Source organism: Streptomyces sp. MBT53 (genome assembly GCF_016654115.1).
Classification (GTDB): Bacteria; Actinomycetota; Actinomycetes; order Streptomycetales; family Streptomycetaceae; genus Streptomyces.
In genome coordinates this window covers 13808-31722 of sequence record NZ_JAEQAZ010000020.1, presented here as the reverse complement: position 1 = coordinate 31722, position 17915 = coordinate 13808, and the positions used below count along the sequence as shown (strand labels likewise).

General features: G+C 71.2%; 18 protein-coding genes and 1 pseudogene. 14 read left to right on the top strand and 5 right to left on the bottom strand.

Features of this window, described 5'->3' with window-relative positions:
* Positions 1-2: 2 nt before the first annotated feature.
* Both JHN45_RS10450 and JHN45_RS10445 read left to right on the top strand, forming a co-directional pair.
* The gene (locus tag JHN45_RS10450; RefSeq protein ID WP_201048801.1) at positions 3-929 is read left to right on the top strand and encodes a LysM peptidoglycan-binding domain-containing M23 family metallopeptidase; all 927 of its coding nucleotides are present in this window, start codon (positions 3-5) and stop codon (positions 927-929) included.
* Positions 930-1118: 189 nt separating this feature from the next.
* A complete protein-coding gene (locus JHN45_RS10445; RefSeq protein ID WP_200710440.1) occupies positions 1119-1904 on the top strand; it encodes an SGNH/GDSL hydrolase family protein in 786 nt (261 codons plus the stop codon).
* A 239-nt stretch (positions 1905-2143) separates the two neighbouring features.
* Here JHN45_RS10445 and JHN45_RS10440 read toward each other — a convergent pair whose 3' ends face one another.
* Entirely contained in the window at positions 2144-2758 is a 615-nt protein-coding gene (locus JHN45_RS10440) for a TetR/AcrR family transcriptional regulator (RefSeq protein WP_200710432.1), read from the bottom strand.
* 44 nt (positions 2759-2802) lie between these two features.
* Positions 2803-3981, bottom strand: coding sequence for a Glu/Leu/Phe/Val dehydrogenase dimerization domain-containing protein (locus JHN45_RS10435; protein ID WP_201048800.1), 1179 nt, complete (start codon positions 3979-3981; stop codon positions 2803-2805).
* A gap of 255 nt (positions 3982-4236) precedes the next feature.
* Between JHN45_RS10435 and JHN45_RS10430 the strand changes: the two genes are divergently transcribed.
* A complete protein-coding gene (locus tag JHN45_RS10430; protein ID WP_201048799.1) occupies positions 4237-5463 on the top strand; it encodes an MBL fold metallo-hydrolase in 1227 nt (408 codons plus the stop codon).
* Between the two features lie 73 nt (positions 5464-5536).
* Here JHN45_RS10430 and JHN45_RS10425 read toward each other — a convergent pair whose 3' ends face one another.
* Positions 5537-5983 (bottom strand): hypothetical protein, encoded by a 447-nt coding sequence (locus JHN45_RS10425; protein WP_201048798.1) that lies wholly within the window; start codon positions 5981-5983, stop codon positions 5537-5539.
* A gap of 489 nt (positions 5984-6472) precedes the next feature.
* Here JHN45_RS10425 and JHN45_RS10420 point away from each other — a divergent pair, with 489 nt between their 5' ends.
* From JHN45_RS10420 to JHN45_RS10395, 6 genes and pseudogenes are all read left to right on the top strand, one after another.
* Complete coding sequence (locus JHN45_RS10420; RefSeq protein ID WP_236583541.1) at positions 6473-8935, top strand: ATP-binding protein; 2463 nt, start codon at positions 6473-6475, stop codon at positions 8933-8935.
* A 71-nt stretch (positions 8936-9006) separates the two neighbouring features.
* Positions 9007-9441: a roadblock/LC7 domain-containing protein gene (locus JHN45_RS10415; RefSeq protein WP_019069670.1), complete on the top strand. Its 435-nt coding sequence runs from the start codon at positions 9007-9009 to the stop codon at positions 9439-9441.
* A 2-nt stretch (positions 9442-9443) separates the two neighbouring features.
* On the top strand, positions 9444-9815 hold the full coding sequence (locus tag JHN45_RS10410) for a DUF742 domain-containing protein (RefSeq protein WP_200708959.1): 372 nt from the start codon (positions 9444-9446) through the stop codon (positions 9813-9815).
* Positions 9793-10410 carry an ATP/GTP-binding protein gene (locus JHN45_RS10405; protein ID WP_201048797.1) on the top strand — a complete coding sequence of 206 codons (618 nt, stop codon included), beginning with the start codon at positions 9793-9795 and terminating at the stop codon, positions 10408-10410. Before JHN45_RS10410 ends, JHN45_RS10405 begins: the two co-directional genes overlap by 23 nt.
* 61 nt (positions 10411-10471) lie before the next feature.
* The gene (locus JHN45_RS10400) at positions 10472-11047 is read left to right on the top strand and encodes a GAF domain-containing protein (RefSeq protein WP_201048796.1); all 576 of its coding nucleotides are present in this window, start codon (positions 10472-10474) and stop codon (positions 11045-11047) included.
* Between the two features lie 23 nt (positions 11048-11070).
* Positions 11071-11559: pseudogene (locus tag JHN45_RS10395) on the top strand (TetR/AcrR family transcriptional regulator); the annotation flags it as partial.
* Here JHN45_RS10395 and JHN45_RS52850 read toward each other — a convergent pair.
* On the bottom strand, positions 11528-12799 hold the full coding sequence (locus tag JHN45_RS52850) for a YbfB/YjiJ family MFS transporter (protein ID WP_236583540.1): 1272 nt from the start codon (positions 12797-12799) through the stop codon (positions 11528-11530). The pseudogene JHN45_RS10395 and the gene JHN45_RS52850 sit on opposite strands and share 32 nt — an antisense overlap.
* A gap of 30 nt (positions 12800-12829) precedes the next feature.
* Positions 12830-13123, bottom strand: coding sequence for a muconolactone Delta-isomerase family protein (locus tag JHN45_RS10385; RefSeq protein WP_200708957.1), 294 nt, complete (start codon positions 13121-13123; stop codon positions 12830-12832).
* Between the two features lie 138 nt (positions 13124-13261).
* Here JHN45_RS10385 and JHN45_RS10380 point away from each other — a divergent pair, with 138 nt between their 5' ends.
* The 5 genes from JHN45_RS10380 to JHN45_RS10360 all read left to right on the top strand — a co-directional run bounded on the left by JHN45_RS10380 (position 13262) and on the right by JHN45_RS10360 (position 17882).
* On the top strand, positions 13262-14182 hold the full coding sequence (locus JHN45_RS10380; RefSeq protein WP_200708949.1) for a LysR family transcriptional regulator: 921 nt from the start codon (positions 13262-13264) through the stop codon (positions 14180-14182).
* A 173-nt stretch (positions 14183-14355) separates the two neighbouring features.
* Complete coding sequence (locus JHN45_RS10375) at positions 14356-15069, top strand: SDR family NAD(P)-dependent oxidoreductase (RefSeq protein ID WP_201048794.1); 714 nt, start codon at positions 14356-14358, stop codon at positions 15067-15069.
* A gap of 15 nt (positions 15070-15084) precedes the next feature.
* Positions 15085-15459, top strand: a complete 375-nt coding sequence (locus JHN45_RS10370; protein WP_201048793.1) for an SgcJ/EcaC family oxidoreductase — start codon at positions 15085-15087, stop codon at positions 15457-15459.
* A gap of 164 nt (positions 15460-15623) precedes the next feature.
* Positions 15624-16652: an L-threonine 3-dehydrogenase gene (tdh, locus tag JHN45_RS10365; protein ID WP_201048792.1), complete on the top strand. Its 1029-nt coding sequence runs from the start codon at positions 15624-15626 to the stop codon at positions 16650-16652.
* A 36-nt stretch (positions 16653-16688) separates the two neighbouring features.
* Positions 16689-17882, top strand: coding sequence for a glycine C-acetyltransferase (locus tag JHN45_RS10360; RefSeq protein ID WP_201048791.1), 1194 nt, complete (start codon positions 16689-16691; stop codon positions 17880-17882).
* Positions 17883-17915 lie beyond the last annotated feature (33 nt).

The following is a 17915-nucleotide window of genomic DNA, read 5'->3' as shown; positions in this document are numbered from 1 at the left end:
TCATGCCCGCGAAGGGTAAGCACCGCCGTCCCAAGTCCCAGCGCCTCAGCCGCTCGATAGCCGTAGCCGTAGCCGGAACCGGCGGCGCCGCGCTCGCCCTTCCGCTCATGGGGGCCACCGGCGCCCATGCGGCCCCTTCGACTTCCGCTCCGGAAAAGGCCGTTCAGTCGGTTCCGGCCGCCGAGAAAACGGTGACGGAGAAGGCGGCGATCGCCAAGACCGAGGGCGTGAAGACGTATTCGGTGAAGGCGGGCGACTGGCTCGCGAAGATCGCCGAGGACCAGGACGTCACCGGCGGCTGGAAGAAGATCTACCAGGACAACCGCGAGGCCATTGGCGCCGACCCGTCGCTGATCCACCCGGGCCTGAAGCTCTCGCTCGGCGAGAAGGCCACGACCAGCACGACGAGCACGACCAAGTCGTCCGGTTCGTCGACCGGTTCGTCCTCTTCGTCGTCTTCCTCCTCCTCGTCGAAGAAGTCGACCGCCACCCAGAGCGCCGACACCACCAGCACCTCCAGCGGCTACACCCTCCCCGTGACCGGCGGCACCATCGGCACCGGCTACCACGTCGCGGGCAGCATGTGGTCCAGCGGCTATCACACCGGCGTCGACTTCGTCGTCCCGACCGGCACCACCGTCAAGGCGGTCGCCGCGGGCACGGTCGTCTCGGCGGCCTACGACGGGGCCTACGGCAACGAGGTAGTCATCCGGCACGCGGACGGCGAGTACTCGCAGTACGCCCACATGTCGCAGCTGTCCGTCTCGGCCGGCCAGACCGTCACCGAGGGCCAGCAGATCGGCCTCTCCGGCGCGACCGGCAACGTCACCGGCCCGCACCTGCACTTCGAGATCCGGACCACTCCGTACTACGGCTCGGACGTGGACCCGGTCGCCTACCTCCGCTCGCACGGCGTCACCGTCGGCTGACTCCGGAGCCCGGCGCAGGGCAGTTCCCGACGTCAACACCCCTGGCCAGGGGGGTATTCCGACTTTGGGCAACCCTTTACGAGTGGCTTATCTCACCGCCCGTCAACCCCAAAATACGATCGCGTAGGTCACAGTCCAGGGTGAACTATGGTTGCCGTGGCTAACGATTCGAAGAGTGACAACAGATCAGTGATCGGGTCGTACGTGGCGGTGGGGGACAGCTTCACCGAGGGCGTCGGCGACCCTGGGCCCGACGGGGCGATGGTCGGCTGGGCCGACCGGTTCGCGGTACTGCTCGCGGACCGGCGGCCCGAGGGCGACTTCGAGTACACCAACCTCGCGGTGCGCGGGAAACTGCTCGACCAGATCGTGGCCGACCAGCTCACCCGGGCCAAGGAGATCGGCCCGGACCTGGTCTCCTTCTGCGCGGGCGGCAACGACATCATCCGTCCCGGCACCGACCCCGACGAGGTCGCCGAGCGCTTCGAACGCGCGGTCGCCGACCTCACCTCCGCCGTCGGCTCCGTCCTGGTGACGACCGGCTTCGACACCCGCAACGTGCCCGTGCTCAAGCATCTGCGCGGCAAGATCGCCACCTACAACGGACATGTGCGGGCCATCGCCGACCGCTACGGCTGCCCCGTGCTCGACCTGTGGTCCCTCAAGACGGTCCAGGACCGGCGGGCCTGGGACGGCGACCGGCTCCACCTCTCTCCCGAGGGCCACACGCGCGTGGCGCTCCGCGCCGGCCAGGTCCTCGGCATCGAGGTCCCGGCCGACCCGGACCAGCCCTGGCCGCCCCTGCCCCCGCGCGGCACGCTCGACATCCGCCGCGACGACGTGCACTGGGCGCGCGAGTACCTGGTGCCCTGGATCGGCCGCCGACTGCGCGGCGAGTCCTCCGGCGACCACGTGGAGGCCAAGGGCGCGCTGTCGCCCGACGACATCAAGATGCGGATCGATTGGGTGGCCTGACGGGGCGGGAGGCCCAGGGAGTGCCGGCGGACGTGGCCGGTGAGGTGGCCGCGCGGGAGTGGTGAACGGCGGACGGACCCGTGGGTCCGCGCGCGGCCGCCCTGCCGGACGAGGGGATCCGGCCCTCGCCGCGATGTCCGCACGCGCGCGTGGCCGCCCTGTCGCCCCGACTGGCCGCCGTGCCCGCCGTGCTCTCCTCGCCGTCCACGAACGGGACCGCGCGTCTGCGGAGGGCCGACTCAGGACGCGGTCAACGCAGCCCGCTCCAGGCCGAGTTCCCGCGCGAGCGCCTCGTCGACCCACTCCAGGGCCCGCGTCCGCGACACCGCGCCCCCGTACGCCGTCATCTGTACGGCCAGGCCGTCCAGGAGGGCCGTGAGGCGCAGGGCCGCCGCGTTCGGGTCCGCGCAGTGGAACTCGCCCGCGATCACTCCCTCGGCGACGACCTCCGCGAGCGCCCGCTTCCACTGCCGGTCGAGATCGCGCGTCACCTCCAGCAGCGCGGGCTCGCGCAGCGCCGCCGCCCAGCCCTCGATCCACAGCCGCCAGCCCTTGGCCTGCCCGGTCGGCGCGTACCAGCGCACCGCCGCCCGCAGCCGGCGCAGCGCGGTCGTACGGCGGCCGAGCAGCTTGCGCAGATGCGCGAGATCGTCCTCGGCGGCATACGTGAACGCGGCGGCGACCAGCTTCTCCTTGGTCGAGAAGTGATAGAGCACCAGCGCGTTGCTCACCCCGAGCGCCGAGGCCACGTCGGCGATCCTGACCGCCGCCACGCCCCGCGCCTCGATCTGCTCCACGGCGGCCCGCAGCAACTCCGCCCGCCGCTCCGCCACGCCCAACCGCACTCTCGCCACGACGTCACCCTATTCCGTGACCCGCGAAGGCGTTGCCCCGTACCTCACCGGTACCAGCCGAACCGCTCCGCGATGACCGGCAGCCGGTCGGCGACGATGGCGTGCGCGGCGGCGCGCGGTGTCGTCCCGTCGGCCTCCGCGCGGGCCAGCATCAGCTCGATCAGGGCGCGCATCGAACGCCGGGTGTGCGCGAACGCCTCGTCCGCGTCCGCACCGATGTCGCCGAACAGGGTCCACCACCACCAGGCGTTCGTCCCCGAGTTCACGACCACGTCCGGCAGTACGACGACACCGCGCGCGGAGAGCAGCTCCTCCGCCTCCGGCAGCACCGGCATGTTGACCGCCTCGACGATCCAGCGCGCGGTGATCGCCCCCTGGTTCGTGGTGTCGACGGCGTACGACACGGCCGCCGGAACCAGCACCTCCGCCTCGACGGACAGCCAGTCCCCGCCCGGGAGTTCGCGGTCGCCGGGGCGCAGTGCGGACCGGTCCACGGTGCCGTACGCGTCCCGCGCCGCGAGCAGCGCGTCCACGTCGAGCCCGGCCGGGTTCACGATCGTGCCCTTGACGTCGGCGACGGCGACGATCGTCAGCCCCGCGCGCGCGAGGAACCGTGCCGTGGCCCCGCCCATGGTGCCCAGCCCCTGCACGGCGACCCGCGTCCCCGCGTACGGCACGCCCGCCCGGTCCAGCGCCGCTAGCACCGACTCGGCGACCCCGCAGCCGCCGACCAGCTCGTCGAGACCGATCCCGTCCACCTCGACCGCGAACGCGTCCGCGAGCCGCCGCCGCGCCGCGGCCTCGTCGTCGAGCAGCGGATACACGGCCTGGATCGACGACACCAGCCCCGCCTCCGCCCCGGCCCGGTCCACCAGGTCCTGAGTGAGCCCGAGGTCCTCACCCGTCGTCCAGAAACTCTCGACGTACGGCCGCATGGCCCGCAGATAGCGCACGAGGAGGCCGTACGACACCGGGTCCTGGGGGTCGCAGTCGATGCCGCCCTTGGCGCCGCCCAGCGGGATGTAGCGCCCCGCCGGGTCGTAGTGCAGCGCCTCCTTCATGGTCATGCCGCGGGCGAGCCCGGCCACCTCGTCGAGGGTGCAGCCCGGCCGCATCCGCAGTCCGCCGCTGGACACCCCGCGCACCAGGCGGTCGACGACCAGGAAGCCCTGGCGGCCGGTGACGTGGTCGGTCCAGGTGAGCGACATCAGGGGGGCGGTCATACGGACTCCTCGCGGCGACGGCCGACAGGGCAGGTGCGGAAGCGCGTACCGGACGGCGGGTACTGAACGGCGAGTCAGTATCGGAAGTAGGGTCGGGTCCTGTCAACGGAAGATCGAATTCCAGTCCGTGGTGTCAACCCCGGGCACGGAACTTTGGTCTTTCCTTGGAATGACGGCCCCGTGACGCCCATGCACCGGCGTTGTCACAGGGGTCGACCATAATGGAAAGCCTGACCGACTCCACCTGGAGGCATCGTGACCGGAATCCGTACCCTGAGCTCCGGGCTCCGCGCGCTGCAGCCCGCGGCCTTCGGCGCGGACCCGAGCGGCGAGCGCCTGGCGCGCATCCGCAGATCGCCCCACTTCAAGGACGGGGTCTTCCAGAACCCCGGGGGCAACACGAACGTCCGCCCGTCCGGCGGCACGATGCGCGAGATGGGCAAGGCCTACCTGGACAAGGAGGCGCGCGTCCGCCGTGCCCCCGACGGCACGCTGCCGGTGCACGCCACCACCCTCGCCGACCTGGCCAAACCCGCCGCCACCGGGCTGCGCCTGACCTGGATGGGCCACTCCAGCGTGCTCGCGGAGATCGACGGCCACCGGGTCCTCTTCGACCCGGTCTGGGGCGAGCGCTGCTCCCCCTTCCCGTTCGCCGGCCCCAAGCGGCTGCACCCGGTGCCCCTGCCGCTCGCCGCCCTCGGTCCCGTCGACGTCGTGGTCATCTCGCACGACCACTACGATCACCTGGACATGCCCTCGATCAAGGCGTTGGCCGACACGGACACCCTGTTCGCCGTGCCGCTGGGCGTCGGCGCCCACCTGGAGCACTGGGGTGTCTCCCCGGACCGGCTGCGCGAGCTGGACTGGAACGAGGAGACCAAGGTCGGCGGCCTCACCCTCACCGCGACCCCGGCCCGCCACTTCTGCGGCCGGGGCCTGCGCAACACCCAGCACACCCTGTGGGCCTCCTGGGTCGTCGTCGGTGACGAGCACCGGATCTACCACAGCGGCGACACCGGCTACTTCGAGGGCTTCAAGGACATCGGTGCCGCGCACGGCCCGTTCGACGCCACGATGATCCAGATCGGCGCCTACAGCGAGTTCTGGCCCGACATCCACATGACACCCGAGGAGGGCATGCGCGCCCACCTCGACCTCCAGGGCGGGCAGGCGCACGGGGTGCTGCTGCCCATCCACTGGGCCACGTTCAATCTGGCGCTGCACGCATGGGCCGAGCCCGGCGAGTGGACCGCGGACGCGGCACAAGCGGCGGGCCAGGCGGTGGCCACCCCGAGGCCGGGCGAGCCCTTCGAACCGGGCGCCGAACTGACGACGGACCGTTGGTGGGGTCCTTTCGGAGGCACACTCGCGCGTCCCTGGCGGGGCGCCGAACCGGTGGGGGCGGAGTCGGGCGCGGGGTCCGAACCGGAGCCGAAGGCGGCGGCCACCCAGGCGGAACTCGACCTGGCGAACGAGCGCTGACACGGGCGACAGTCCCCTCGACGGCGCCGATGGCGTCGACGGCCGGATCCGCCGTGTCGTCGAAGGGGACGTCTCACCGCAGGGCGCGGAGCCGCCGTACACCTGTGTAGGTCCCCGTGGTGAGCGCGAGCATCAGCACGGGGAGCCCCAGGAAGATCACCGGGTTCACCCAGTCCGGCACCAGCTCGGTGCCCACGCCGCCCGACGTGACGCACTGCGAACTGACCGGCAGCGTCATCCGCGTCACGACGTGATCGCCCGCCGCACCCATCGCCGCACACATCTGGTCCGGGTCCAGGACGTAGAACCCCGACATGGCGCCCCACGCGTACGCACCGAGCGTCGCCGAGCCGGCCAGTATCGCCACCAGCGCACAGGTCCCGACGCTCGGCAGCCGCCACCATCCGCTGACCGGCAGCCGATGGCAGGCCCGCCAGGCGAGTCCCACGGCCGCGGCCACGCACACGAACGGTGTCACGAACGGCGAGAGCGCCAGGATCAGAAACAGAAGAGACGCCACTCCTGTCCGGACACCACCCGGACAGGATCGGTTCCGCACGCTCAGCGGACGCCCTCCGGCGGACACTGCCAGTGACGTGCCGGGGTTGCGGCGGACGGTGGGACGGATCACCCGAAATCACTCCGCCGACCCGGACGCGGGGGCCCCGAGCACGCGGACGGCGGAGCCTGGCGGCATCGAACTCCCCGGCCCTCGACGCCCGTTCGTGACCGGTTCCGATCAGGGGCGATCGATTCTTTGTCCTTCTTCGGCATACGGCCGCCGGGGTTATCGGTCTGTCGTGCGAAGCCTCATACCAGAGCGGGACGCTCCCCGGGGGACTTTGTCAACTGCCCACCGCACCTGATGCGTTGACGACTACTGTGAGTGTCCGCCGGGCGACGCGGGGCCGATTTTTTCGGCTCTCCCGACCGGCACCGCGATGGCGTATGCCCGAATCGCGCACCCCGCGCGAGCAAACAGGTCCGACGCACCAGTACGAGGACGCCGATGTCTCAACTCCGTGCACCGGCCGCACGCGCAGACCGCCGTGAGGGCGGCCGGCACGGGCGACCGGCCGCCCGCCCCGTGCCCGCACTGCCCGAGACGCACATACGATCCCAGCTCCTGCGCCTCGCCGTGCTCCCGCCCGTCGCGGTCGCGCTGAGCGCCAGCGCGGCCGTCCTGTTCACCGTCCGCTCCACCGGAGCACGCACCAGCCTCACCCTCTGGGGCGTCCTCGCCGGAGCCACGTCGGTGACGTTCGCGGGCATTCTGATCGCCGCCGTGGCCGCCGGTCGCGCCGCCGGTTCCGTCAGCGACCGCATCGGCTCCCTGCGCCGCGACAGCGCGCGCGGCGAGGCCGATCTGCGCGACCTGGTCGAAGCGCTGCGCCGCGGCGAGGGCCCGCCCCAGCGCAAACCGCGCGGCCGGCCGCCGGGGGACGCCGACGACTTCGACCTGCTCGCCGCCGACCTGGCACGCGCCCACGACGGCGCCGTCACCGCCGTCGTGTCCGCCTCCCAGCTCTCCAGCCAGGCCGGCAGCGAACAGAAGGTCGAGGTCTTCGTCAACCTCGCCCGGCGCCTGCAGTCCCTCGTGCACCGCGAGATCTCCATCCTCGACGAACTGGAGAACGAGATCGAGGACCCCGACCTGCTCAAGGGCCTCTTCCACGTCGACCACCTCGCCACCCGCATCCGCCGCCACGCCGAGAACCTCGCCGTCCTCGGCGGCGCCGTCTCCCGCAGACAGTGGAGCAACCCGGTCTCCATGACCGAGGTGCTGCGTTCCGCCATCGCCGAGGTCGAGCAGTACTCCCGCGTCAAACTCGTGCCGCCCATCGACGGCACCCTGCGCGGCCACGCCGTCGCCGACGTGATCCACCTGCTGGCCGAACTCGTCGAGAACGCCACAGTGTTCTCCGCCCCGCACACCCAAGTCCTGCTCCGCGCCAACCTCGTGACCTCGGGACTGGCCGTCGAGGTCGAGGACCGCGGACTCGGCATGCCCGTCGGCGAACAGAGCCGGATGAACGCCCTGCTCACCGACCCCGACCAGGTCAACGTCGCCAGCCTGCTGGCCGACGGCCGCATCGGCCTGTTCGTGGTCTCCCAACTCGCCCGCCGCCACGGCATCCACGTTCGCCTCCAGACCAACATCTACGGCGGCGTACAGGCCGTACTCGTCGTGCCACAGGCCTTGTTGGGTACGGCGCCGGGTGCTCCCGGAGCCGTAGGCCGACCGGAGGACACGATGGGCGGGGGGCGACCGCTTCTGCCTCCGCAGCAGTCCCCGCAGGGCGGATCACAAGGCGGGACGCAGGGCGGGACGCAGGATCGGGCGGGAGGGGTCCAGGGAGGTGCCGAAAGTGGTGCCGAAGGTGGTAGGCGGACCGCCGGCCGGCGCGGTGCGCCCGCGGCGACACCTGCCGCGCCCGGGCGGCACCAGCGTGAGTCCGGGGCACCGGGACGGCATCAACGACGGGACTCCGCACCGCCCGTCGCGCCGGTGCCGAACGGCGGCGGACCGGTACCGCTGCCCGTGCGCGGCGCCCACGCGGAACGGGCCAACCCTGCGGAGGCCGTCCCCGGCATCCGGCCCGACGACCGGCCCACCGTGGCGGCGAACGCGACCACACCGCCCGTCCCGCGAGGCGGCGCGGTACGCGGCACCATGGGCAAGCCGCCCCAACTGCCCCGGCGCCGCGCCCAGGAACACATCGCACCCCAACTCCGCGACGGCCCCGCACCCCGCCAGGACTCCGAGCACCCCGTCGGCCACGACCCGGACCTGATGGCGGCCTTCCAACGCGGGATCGGCCTCGCGGAGGCACAACAGCACATGGAAGCAACGGAGTTGGTGGAGGGGACCGACATGGCGTCACCTCATGTGGAGGTGCCGCACGCGGAGGCACCTCACGTGGACCTCGGGCACGTGGACCTCGGGCACGTGGACCTCGGGCACGTGGAGGTCCCGCACGTGGAGGTCCCGCACATGGACGTCCGGCGCGTGGAGGTGCCGCATGCGGAGCTGCCACACATGGACGGGTCACACATGGACACGGCGCACATGGAGTCGGCCCACACGGAGGCAGGCCACACGGAGTTCCCGCACACGAACGGGGTGCATGCGAACGGAGTGCACACGAACGGAGTGCACACGAACGGCGTGCACACGGGCGGGGTGTATATGAGCCAGCCTCACATGGGCTCCGACCACATGGGCTCCGACCACACGGGCCCCGCCCACGCAGGTTCCGACACCAGCGCGGGCACCGGCACAGGCGCCAGCACCAGTGCGGGCACCGACGCAGGCACCGGCACCAGCTCAGCCCTCTCCGCCGCAGGCACCGGCACGGACCACTTCTTCCTCGCCCCCCACATGGACGCGGCCCCCATAGCCGAAGCCCACGTGCATACGCCCGGTCACGACCTCACCGCCCGGCACGACGGGAGCGCATCAGCCGGATGACCACGCACGCCCCCACCCTCACCCCCACCCGCGCTCCCGCAGACCTTCGTACCCCAAGGAGTCGATCCACCATGGCGAGCGACGCGCCGACCGGCCATGTATCCGATCTCGACTGGCTGATGAGCGGCCTCGTGCAGCGCGTACCGCACACCACCAGCGCGGTACTGCTCTCCTGCGACGGCCTCGTGAAGTCGGTCCACGGGCTCGACCCCGACAGTGCCGACCACATGGCGGCCCTGGCCTCCGGCCTGTACTCCCTCGGCCGGAGCGCGGGCGTCCGCTTCGGTGACGGCGGGGACGTCCGGCAGGTCGTCGTCGAGCTCGACTCGACGCTGCTGTTCGTGACCACCGCCGGCTCCGGCACCTGTCTCGCCGTGCTGGCCGGCCGCGAGGCCGACGCCGCCGTGCTGGGCTACGAGATGGCGATGCTGGTCAAGAGCGTCCGCCCCTACCTCGTGACCGCGCCCCGCCAGCACGCCGTCGAATCCCCTGCGATGAGGCCTTGAGCGTGGCGACGGCCGGCGACGGGCCTTGGTTGGACGACGCGGCCGGACGTCTTGTGCGCCCCTTCACGGTCAGCAACGGCCGTACCCGGCCGTCCATCGCGCTCGACCTCCTGTCGCAGGTGATGGCCACCGGTTCCACCCCCCTCGGCTATCTCGGCCCCGAGCACGCGCAGGCGCTCGACCTGTGCCGCGCGCCCGTCTCGGTCGCCGAGGTCGCCGCCCACCTGAAGCTGCCGGCGGTGGTCACCAAGGTGCTGCTGTCGGACCTGGTCGACTGCGGAGCGCTGACCACCAAGCCGCCCGAGTTCCACCACAACCCCACTGACCGGTCTCTTCTGGAGGCAGTGCTCGATGGACTACGACGACAGCTCTGACTACGTGAGCGGCCACGATCCCTTCCCCACCGCGCTGAAGATCCTGGTGGCGGGCGGCTTCGGCGTCGGCAAGACGACCTTCGTCGGCGCGGTGAGCGAGATCGCGCCGCTCAGCACGGAGGAGTTGCTCACCACGGTCAGTGCCGCGACCGACGATCTCGAAGGCATCGAGAACAAGGTCGAGACGACCGTGGCGATGGACTTCGGCCGGATCACCCTCGACCCGGAACACGTGCTCTATCTGTTCGGCACGCCCGGACAGGAGCGGTTCTGGTTCATGTGGGACGAGTTGTCCGAGGGCGCGCTCGGCGCGGTCATCCTCGCCGACACCCGCCGCCTGGAGGAGTGCTTCGCCGCCGTCGACTTCTTCGAGCAGCGCGGCCTCGGATTCATCATCGCGATCAACCAGTTCGACGGCTCCTACCGCTACGACCCCGAGGAGGTGCGGGCCGCCATAGATCTCGACCCCGGGATCCCGGTCGTGCGCTGCGACGCGCGGATCTCCAGTTCCGGGGTGCAGACCCTGCTGACCCTCGTACGCCATCTCATCGAGCACGCCCCGGCGCACGCGCCGAGCCATGGTGCCCACATGTGATCCCCGCACACCCTTCACGGAGTTCGTCTATGACATACGTCCACAGGGACGGAGTACGCCCATGAGCTACGACCCGCCGCGTCCGGCCGGTCGTCTGCTGCTCACGCCCGAGGACAAGGAGGCGCCCCAACGGGTGCGGCGGCTGCGGGGGTTGGGCCTGGGCAAGCACTCGGACCCGGCGCTCGACGCCTTCGCGGACCATCTCGCCGAGCTCACCGGGGCGCCGTACGCCATGGTCAACTTCATTGACGAGAACCGGCAGTTCTTCGCCGGTCTGCACACTCCTGGCGGTGCGAGGCTGCCCCGGGCCGCCAAGGGAGGGGAGCATGCCAAGCCCGAGGTGGGTCGGCAGTTGGCGCGTGAATATGGGTTCTGCCCCCATGTGGTGGTCCGACGCAAGGCGCTGGTTCTTGAGGATGTCTGCGACTATCCGCGGTTCGCGGGGAATCCGGTCGTCGACGAGTTCGGCATCCGGTCCTACCTGGGGGCGCCGCTCATCGACTCCACGGGGATGGTGCTCGGCACCGTGTGTGTCGTCGACACGGAGCCGCGGCCGTGGGGGAGGCCGGGGCTGGAGACGATCAAGTCGACCGCGGCGGAACTGGTGGCCCGGCTGGAGGGGCTGAGTGGCTCATAGCCGACCGGTCGTATAGTTGCCGTATGGGTAGGACCAGTGATGCCGGAGAGAAGATCCTCGCCGCCGGGCGCTCGCTCTTCGAGGCGCGCGGCTACTCGGCGCTGGGAGTGGCCGAGATCTGCCGGGCGGCCGGGGTGCCGAAGGGCAGCTTCTACTACTTCTACGAGTCGAAGGAGGCCCTCGCGCTGGCCGTCGTCGACGAGCACTGGGCGGAGCAGCGGCGGGACTGGACCCGTGTCCTCGGCGGGGACGCCGAACCGCTGGAGCGGCTGCGGCGGTTGTTCGAGGAGACGGAGGCGGGCCTGCGCACCGGACAACAGGGCTGCGGCACCGTACTGGGCTGCCTGTTCGGCAACCTCAGCCTGGAGATGAGCAACCAGACCGAGGCCGTCCGCACCCGGCTCCAGGAGATCTTCGACGCCCAGGTCGAGATGGTCGACGCGGTCGTCACCGAGGCCCGCGACCGCGGCGACGTCACCGTCACGGACACCGGGGAGGCGGCACGGTCCGTCGTCGCGCAGTTGGAGGGCCAGGTGATGTTCGCCAAGCTCTACAACAACACCGGTCGGCTGACCCCCCTCTGGGCCAACTGCCGCGCCCTGTTGGGGGCGAGCGCCGCTTGAACAGCGGTCGGCGTCGGTGGGTGCGGTCCGTCGATCCGGCCGGGTGGCTGAGCCCTCCTGTGGGTCGACTGCCGTGTCCTGCTCGGGCCCACCCCGCTTGATCAGCGGCCCGCGTCGGTGGGCGCGGTCCGCCGTTCCTGCTCCGGCACCGACTGTCGTACCGCCACCGCGTGGTGCGGGAAGCCGGCCCGCAGCCGGGGGAGCCCTGCGCGATCGCGGCGACCAGGAACGTCCCGGCGACGATGTACCCGACCCCCTCCAGGCTGTAGCTGACGAACAGGGCGACGAAACGGCGGTCGACCGTCGCCGTAGCGGCTTCCGGCATGTGCGCGGACGACATGTGGTCTGGCGTCCCGTGCCCGGACGGTATGTGGGCGGACGACACGTGGTCTGTCGACACGTGCGCGGTCGACGTATGTCCGGACGGCACGCGCTCGGCCGACATGTGGGTGGCCGACATGGGCCCCGTCGACATGTGCGCCGCAGACACAGGTGCGGCAGACACAGCCGGGGCAGACACAGTCGCGGCTGCCACCTCCGGCCGTAGATTCCACGAGGCCGCCGTCAGGGCGACGGTGAGCGCGGCCGCTGCCCACCACGCCGTCCGCCAGTCCGCGATCGGGCGCAGGGCGAGGACCAGGAGGCCGGAGAGCGCGATCCCGGCGCCGACACCGCCGAAGCCCCAGCCGGGCAGATGCGGCGGGTGGTCCCGGAGGTGGCCGAGGAGCGAGTTGACCGCGACGACGAAGATCAGCGCGCTCGCCACGCCCGCCAGCAGTCGCAGCGTGAGCCACACCCCGGTGTGCTGTGTGGCGGGCATCGCGGCCAGCGTGCCGATCAGCAGGACGAGCGCGCCGCGCAGGGTCGCGCGGGAGCGGACCAGGGCGGGGGAGAGGGTGCCCGCGAGCGCGCCGACGAGGTAGCCGACGTAGTTGGCGGTGGCCAGGTGGGCGCCGGCGCCGGTGGACAGGCCCGCCCGGTCGTGCATCAGCGGGAGGATCGGGGTGTAGACGAAGCGACCGACCCCCATGCCCGCCGCGAGCGCCGCGGCGACCCGTGCGACATGCGCCCAGGGCGACAGGAAGGGGCCCTCCGTCCGGGCCGAGGGGACCGGAGCGCTGGGGCTCATGACAGACAAATCCCTTACAAGCAGGGGGAGTTACTCCGCATGGCCGGGGTCGTTCGGGTGCGGTTCCAGCGGGGTGACGGCGAAGGTCATCCACGGGGCGAGGGGCAGCGTGCCGAGCACCTTCTCGTGGAGCTGGTCCTCGTCGTCGGCGAGCCAGATGCCGATGCTGCGCCGTTCGCCGACCGGGCGCCACAGCCGTCCCAGGTGGCCGGTCGCGGCCAGTTCGCGGGAGCGGACGGCCTCGGCGGCGCGGCGCCGGTCGACCTCCTCCGGCGGGGTGCCCTCCGGGACGGTGGTGGTGATCTCGACCAGGAACTCTCGCATGACCTCGCTCCGTTCGGGCCCGCCCGGCCAGGCGACAGGGTGCCGGGTCTCCATGCCCTCATCGTGGCCCGGGACCGGCGCGGGCGCCACGACGGGCTCGCTCCCTGCTGAGAGTTCCGGCCTCCCAGCCCGCGTAGCATGACGGGGGTGGAGCTGCGCCAACTGAAGTACTTCGTCGCCGTCGCCGAGGAGCTGAACTTCGGCCGGGCCGCCGACCGCCTCCTGATCGCGGGACCCTCCCTCTCCCAGCAGATCAAGGCCCTCGAACGCGATCTGGGCGTACGGCTCTTCGACCGCGACCGCCGCTCGGTCTCGCTCACCCCCGCCGGTGCCGCCCTGCTCCCGCACACCCGCGCCCTGCTGGAGCGCGCCGACGACCTCCGGCGCCGGGCCGGCCGGCTCGCGGGCTCGGAGGCGGTCCGGCTCGGCTACGTCAACTGGCTCCCCGCGGACCTGACCGCGCGCACCGCGGGTGTGGCCCAGGTCCATGTGGACGCCTGGATCGCGCCCTCGCACACCCAGGCCGCCCGGGTCGCGGACGGCAGCCTGGACCTCGCGGTGTGCTGGGTACGGGACGAGGATCTGAAACGGCACGGACTGCGGGCCCGCCTCCTCGGCGCCGACCGGCTGTACGCGGTGGCCACGGGCACCGACACCGGTGACGTACGCGCCCGGGACACGTCCGTCCTCCTCGACGACGACACCCAGTCCTGGTCGTCCTGGAACGTCTACGCCGAGGAACTGGCCCACGACACCGGGGCGCACGCGGTGGCGATCTCCGACGGCGGGATCACCGGCCCCGCCTTCTTCGACCACGTCCGCCGCAGCCGCCGCCCGGTCGTCAACTCGCCCAAGGGACAGACCACTCCGCTCCCGCCCGACCTCGTACGACGAGAGGTCGCCGGACCGTCGGTCCACTGGACCTGGTCCCTGGTGTGGCGCGAGGACGAGACGCGAGCCGCCGTCCTCGCCGTCGTGGACGCGCTGTGCGACGGCGTCGGCGACCTCGGGCTGCGCGCCCCCGACGCCTGGCTGCCGGCGGGCGACCCGCACCGCTGACGTGGACTGGGAGGCCAGGCCTCCCAGCAGCGAGGATTCCGGTCCTGGAGAAAGCCCATCTGACCTTTGCTTTCACTGCGCCAGATCACCTACCTTCACGAATAGGCGACCGGTCGGCTAGTAACTCGACCGGAAGCGCCCAGCCAAGTACCACTACATCGGAGAAGGTCACCATGAGCACGCAGCAGCAGAAGGTCGCGATCGTCACCGGCGCCTCGCAGGGCATCGGAGCGGGCGTCGTCGACGCCTACCGCAAGCTCGGCCACGCCGTCGTCGCCACCTCGCGCACCATCGCCCCCGCCGACGACGCGGACATCCTGACCGTCCAGGGCGACATCGCCGACCCGGCCACCGCCGAGCGGGTCGTGGCCGCCGCGATCGAGCGGTTCGGCCGGATCGACACCGTGGTCAACAACGCGGGCGTCTTCGTCGCCAAGCCCTTCACGGACTACACGGCCGACGACTACGCGAGCGTGCTCGGCATCAACCTGGCCGGGTTCTTCCGGCTCACCCAGCTGGCCGTTCCGCACCTGCTCACCCAGGGCGGCGGCCACATCGTCAGCGTCACCACCAGCATGGTCGACAACGCGGACGCTCGCGTGCCCTCCGTCCTGGCCTCGCTGACGAAGGGCGGAATCCAGTCCGCCACCAAGTCCCTCGCCATCGAGTACGCCACCCGGGGCATCCGCGTCAACGCCGTGTCGCCGGGCACCATCAAGACGCCGATGCACGCGGAGGAGACCCACGACTTCCTCTCCGCCCTGCACCCGGTCGGCCGGATGGGTGAGGTGAGCGACATCGTCGACGCCGTGGTCTTCTTGGAGAACGCTCCCTTCGTCACCGGCGAGATCCTCCATGTCGACGGCGGCATGAGCGCCGGTCACTGAGAAAGGTCGACGGAGATGAACAGCGGGAACGACGACGAACAAATCCTGCGCGGTGTTCTCGACCCCTGGAAAGCGGCCGTCGACGCCCACGAGCCGGAGCAGGTGGCCCGACTCTTCACCGAGGACGCGATCTTCCAGGGCCTGCACCCCTACGGCGTCGGCCGGGCGGGCGTCGCCGAGTACTACGCCTCCCAGCCGCTCGGAATGAAGGCCGCCTACGAGGTTCTGGAGACCCGGCGCTACGCCGACGACCTCGTACTCGGTTACCTGGACACGGAGTTCACGTTCACCGACCGGCCGCCGGTCGACGTCAAGCTCGCCGTGCTGGTGCGGAGGCTGGCCGACGGCTGGTACATCGCCCACTACCAGGTGTCGCGGCTGGACGGGTGACAGGTGTGAAGGAAAGCTGCGACACCGCTTAAGAAAACCTCGATGGACCCGGGCGCTCCGGTAGGGCAGATTGCTAGCACAATCCACCCCCCACCCCGGAACGGGCTCGTCCGGCATGCCCGGACCGAGCCCGGCCCCGGGCCTCACGCACAGGAGCCGTAGCGTTGAAGGCGCTGGTCAAGGAGAAGGCGGAGCCCGGGCTGTGGCTCGTGGACGTTCCGGAGCCCGCCGTCGGACCCGGCGACGTACTGATCAAGGTGCTGCGCACCGGGATCTGCGGCACCGACCTGCACATCCGGGCCTGGGACGGCTGGGCGCAACAGGCGATCAGCACACCGCTCGTGCTCGGGCACGAGTTCGTCGGCGAGGTGGTCGGGACAGGCCGGGACGTCGCCGACATCGCCGTGGGTGAACTGGTCAGCGGCGAGGGCCACTTGGTGTGCGGCAAGTGCCGCAACTGCCTCGCCGGACGCCGCCACCTGTGCCGTGCCACGGTCGGACTCGGCGTCGGCCGGGACGGCGCCTTCGCGGAGTACGTCACACTGCCCGCCGCCAACGTATGGGTGCACCGCGTCCCCGTCGACCTCGATGTGGCCGCGATCTTCGACCCGTTCGGCAACGCCGTGCACACCGCGCTGTCGTTCCCGCTCGTCGGCGAGGACGTCCTCATCACCGGGGCGGGGCCGATCGGCCTGATGGCGGCGGCCGTTGCCCGGCACGCCGGCGCACGCAACATCATGGTGACCGACGTCAGCGAGGAACGCCTCGCCCTGGCCCGCAAGATCGGCGTGACCCTCGCCCTGAACGTGACAGACGCTCAGATCGCGGACGGCCAGCGGGAGTTGGGCCTGCGCGAGGGCTTCGACATCGGCCTGGAGATGTCCGGCCGCCCCGAGGCCATGCGCGACATGATCGCCAACATGACCCACGGCGGCCGGATCGCCATGCTGGGACTGCCCTCCCAGGAGTTCCCCGTCGACTGGTCCCGCATCGTCACCTCGATGCTCACCATCAAGGGCATCTACGGCCGTGAGATGTTCGAGACCTGGTACGCGATGTCGGTCCTGCTGGAAGGCGGCCTGGATCTCGCGCCCGTGATCACCGGCCGGTACGGACACCGCGACTTCGAGGCGGCGTTCGCGGACGCGGCGAGCGGACGCGGCGGCAAGGTCATCCTCGACTGGACCGCGTAACTCCCTTTCGGCGAAGGAACTTTAGGAGCTTCCCCCATGTTCGACTCCGTGCGCGACGACATCGGCGCCACCCTCGACGAGATCCGCGCCGCCGGACTCCACAAGCCCGAGCGGGTGATCGGCTCCCCGCAGTCCGCGACGGTGAACGTCACCTCGGGCGGCCGCCCCGGCGAGGTCCTCAACTTCTGCGCCAACAACTACCTCGGCCTCGCCGACCACCCCGAGGTCGTGGCCGCCGCCCACGCGGCCCTCGACCGCTGGGGCTACGGCATGGCGTCGGTCCGCTTCATCTGCGGAACGCAGGAGGTCCACAAGGAACTTGAGGCGCGCCTGTCCTCCTTCCTCGGCCAGGAGGACACGATCCTCTACTCCTCCTGCTTCGACGCCAACGGAGGTGTCTTCGAAACCCTGTTGGGCCCCGAGGACGCGGTCATCTCCGACGCCCTCAACCACGCGTCGATCATCGACGGCATCCGTCTCTCCAAGGCCCGCCGTTACCGGTACGCCAACCGTGACATGGCCGACCTGGAACAGCAGTTGAAGGAAGCGGCGGGCGCCCGGCGCAAGCTGATCGTCACCGACGGCGTCTTCTCCATGGACGGTTACGTCGCCCCGCTGCGCGAGATCTGCGACCTCGCCGACCGCTACGACGCGATGGTCATGGTCGACGACTCCCACGCCGTCGGTTTCGTCGGCCCCGGCGGCCGGGGCACCCCCGAACTGCACGGCGTCATGGACCGCGTCGACATCATCACCGGCACCCTCGGCAAGGCGCTCGGCGGCGCCTCCGGCGGTTACGTCGCCGCCCGCGCCGAGATCGTCGCACTGCTGCGCCAGCGCTCCCGGCCGTACCTCTTCTCGAACACCCTCGCCCCGGTGATCGCCGCGGCCTCCCTCAAGGTGCTCGACCTGCTGGAGTCGGCGGACGACCTGCGCGTCCAACTCGCCGAGAACACCGCCCTGTTCAGGCGCCGGATGACCGAGGAGGGCTTCGACATCCTCCCCGGCGACCACGCCATCGCCCCCGTGATGATCGGCGACGCGGCCGTGGCCGGCCGGATGGCGGAGCTGCTGCTGGAGCGGGGCGTGTACGTGATCGGCTTCTCGTACCCGGTCGTGCCGCAGGACAAGGCCCGTATCCGGGTCCAGCTCTCCGCCGCGCACTCGACGGACGACGTGAACCGGGCGGTGGACGCGTTCGTGGCGGCGCGGGCGGAGCTGGAGGGCTGATTCGTTCGTCCCGGGCCCGGGTTCGTCCGGAGT

What these genes read in the sequence shown, in the direction of transcription:
- JHN45_RS10450 (WP_201048801.1), top strand. Translation starts at nt 3, where the DNA reads ATGCCCGCGAAGGGTAAGCACCGCCGTCCCAAGTCCCAGCGCCTCAGC.
- JHN45_RS10435 (WP_201048800.1), bottom strand. Translation starts at nt 3,981, where the DNA reads ATGACCGCCCCCCTGATGTCGCTCACCTGGACCGACCACGTCACCGGC.
- JHN45_RS10420 (WP_236583541.1), top strand. Translation starts at nt 6,473, where the DNA reads ATGTCTCAACTCCGTGCACCGGCCGCACGCGCAGACCGCCGTGAGGGC.
- JHN45_RS10415 (WP_019069670.1), top strand. Translation starts at nt 9,007, where the DNA reads ATGGCGAGCGACGCGCCGACCGGCCATGTATCCGATCTCGACTGGCTG.
- JHN45_RS10405 (WP_201048797.1), top strand. Translation starts at nt 9,793, where the DNA reads ATGGACTACGACGACAGCTCTGACTACGTGAGCGGCCACGATCCCTTC.
- JHN45_RS10400 (WP_201048796.1), top strand. Translation starts at nt 10,472, where the DNA reads ATGAGCTACGACCCGCCGCGTCCGGCCGGTCGTCTGCTGCTCACGCCC.
- JHN45_RS52850 (WP_236583540.1), bottom strand. Translation starts at nt 12,799, where the DNA reads ATGAGCCCCAGCGCTCCGGTCCCCTCGGCCCGGACGGAGGGCCCCTTC.
- JHN45_RS10385 (WP_200708957.1), bottom strand. Translation starts at nt 13,123, where the DNA reads ATGCGAGAGTTCCTGGTCGAGATCACCACCACCGTCCCGGAGGGCACC.
- JHN45_RS10380 (WP_200708949.1), top strand. Translation starts at nt 13,262, where the DNA reads ATGACGGGGGTGGAGCTGCGCCAACTGAAGTACTTCGTCGCCGTCGCC.
- JHN45_RS10375 (WP_201048794.1), top strand. Translation starts at nt 14,356, where the DNA reads ATGAGCACGCAGCAGCAGAAGGTCGCGATCGTCACCGGCGCCTCGCAG.
- JHN45_RS10370 (WP_201048793.1), top strand. Translation starts at nt 15,085, where the DNA reads ATGAACAGCGGGAACGACGACGAACAAATCCTGCGCGGTGTTCTCGAC.
- JHN45_RS10360 (WP_201048791.1), top strand. Translation starts at nt 16,689, where the DNA reads ATGTTCGACTCCGTGCGCGACGACATCGGCGCCACCCTCGACGAGATC.